This is a genomic window from Affinundibacterium nitidum (genome assembly GCF_014284155.1).
Classification (GTDB): Bacteria; Pseudomonadota; Gammaproteobacteria; order Burkholderiales; family Burkholderiaceae_D; genus Undibacterium; species Undibacterium nitidum.
On the sequence record NZ_JACOFZ010000019.1, the window covers coordinates 1 to 2,102 of the forward strand.

Genomic DNA, 2,102 nt, shown 5'->3' on the forward strand with positions numbered 1-2,102 from the left:
CCCCTCCGTTTAAACTTTCTAAACTCCGCTTCGATTTATTTCATTTACATCAATCGAAACTCATCAGGATATTGACTGGCTTGCCACTCTTTTTCTTGCACCGCATTTCTGCGGGAGGCGAACTATAACAAGAAAAGATGCAGCTCGGCAAGTACCTTCTAAATTATTTATATTAATTACTGTTACTTCAGTTAATTTGGTTAATTCAATTAAGAAAGGTGAATAAGGCAAGAGAAACAAAACAAAACGCCCCGCTGGCGCGGGGCGTTTCATTCGACTTGAAATTAATACTTGCTCGAGAGCGCTTCAAATCAATTTACATATTTTTAAAATTCGCTGGACGCTTCTCTAAGAAGGCATGCATACCTTCGCGTTGATCATGTGTGCCAAAACTTGCATGGAACAAGCGACGCTCGTAATTCACACCTTCAGTCAATCCTGATTCAAATGAACGATTCACCGCGTCTTTGATCATCATAACAACTGGCAGAGACATGGACGAAATTGTATTCGCCGCTGCTAAAGTTTCTTCCATTAGCTTTTCTAAAGGTACGACGCGAGAAACCAAACCCGCACGCTCAGCCTCATTGGCATCCATCAATCGAGCCGTCAAACACAAGTCCATCGCCTTTGACTTAGAAATCGCACGAGGCAAACGCTGAGTACCGCCGCAACCTGGCAAAGTCGCCAACTTGATTTCAGGTTGACCGAATTTTGCATTGTCAGCAGCAATAATGAAGTCACACATCATCGTCAACTCGCAACCGCCACCCAAGGCATACCCTGCAACGGCTGCGATCACTGGCTTACGCACACGAAGAATATGTTCCCAGTTTTTGGTGACGTAATTCCCCTTATAGGCATCCATATAGGTGTAGTCCGCCATCGCTGCAATATCCGCCCCCGCTGCGAACGCTTTTTCGCTGCCGGTAATGACCATACAACCAATGTCGTCGTTTTGATCAAAGGCCAACAGCGCATGACCGAGCTCGTCCATCAACTGGTCGTTGAGCGCGTTGAGCGCCTTTGGGCGATTCAAAGTGATAACACCCACCTTCTCTTTAACTTCAACAATAATATTCTGATATTCCATGTCTTACTCCTGATATTGGTTTTCTGATGAATTGATTTTCTGGTGATTAAATGCTGTCGCTCATCCAGAATCATAAAGCTTGTATCTCAATGGGTCTATGCCAATTGCGCCTTAGGAAGGAAACATTTCAAAAGACTAGCCAAAAATGAAGCCTGCACCAGCTCTGTTAAAATGACTACCGCTTTTATATCTGATTAGGAAACGCAAACTATGTGGTTACTTGCATTAGAAGCCTTCGGCGCATTCTTTATTTTTATCTTTATTATTTGGTGGACCATGTTTTCTGGCAGACCAAACAAAAAGTCAGATTCAAAGACCTCCGAAAAGCGAGATCAGTAAATAACTCAATGCAAGGTACGTGGGAGTGATAGCACAAACTCCGGGATAGGCACCTCAAATCGATGCCCATCTTCAGCCACGCAGAAATAGATGCCTTTCATCGTTCCGTGTGGCGTCTCTAAAGAACTCCCGCTCGTATACTCAAAGCCCTCGCCCGGTTTCAATAAGGGTTGATGCCCTACCACACCCAGCCCCTGAACTTCATGCACTTTATTATTTGCGTCAGTGATGATCCAATGACGAGATATTAACTGTGCCGGAATATCCCCCGTGTTCTTAATCGTGATCGTGTAAGCAAAAACAAAATTAAATTTATCTGGGTTAGACTGATCCTCCAGGTATTGAGTCACTACGCTCACACTAAAGTCATACTTTGTCATATGTTTTAAGACCCCAAGTCAGTATCGTTTTGCTGAAAGACTGCATCTTACTAGAGCGCGACAAGATCTGCAGGATTGACATCCTCCCTGCCCTCAGCCTGCGGCTGCCGCTAGCGCGGAAAGGACGGGGATTCCTACGGCGCTGCGCGATGATTTTGCGCATGCGCTTCGGTGGGTTCCTGTTGCTGACGGCATTACCGCACCGTTCACTTCGCAGGCTATCCGGGCTGCACTCTCGTGCCAAGCGGAAGCATCCGCCTTGTCCTGCCCTTTGTCTCGCAGTATTTGCA

3 protein-coding genes are annotated in these 2,102 nt (G+C 45.8%); all 3 read right to left on the minus strand.

The annotated features are described in order from the left end of the window. Positions 1–316 precede the first annotated feature (316 nt). Positions 317–1,093, minus strand: a complete 777-nt coding sequence (locus H8K36_RS18835; RefSeq protein ID WP_186918072.1) for an enoyl-CoA hydratase — start codon at positions 1,091–1,093, stop codon at positions 317–319. A 344-nt stretch (positions 1,094–1,437) separates the two neighbouring features. Then, positions 1,438–1,812: a Co2+/Mg2+ efflux protein ApaG gene (gene apaG, locus H8K36_RS18840; RefSeq protein WP_186918071.1), complete on the minus strand. Its 375-nt coding sequence runs from the start codon at positions 1,810–1,812 to the stop codon at positions 1,438–1,440. Between the two features lie 93 nt (positions 1,813–1,905). Next, the coding region (locus tag H8K36_RS19180) for a hypothetical protein (RefSeq protein WP_222611282.1) at positions 1,906–2,102 on the minus strand (197 nt) is incomplete at its 5' end.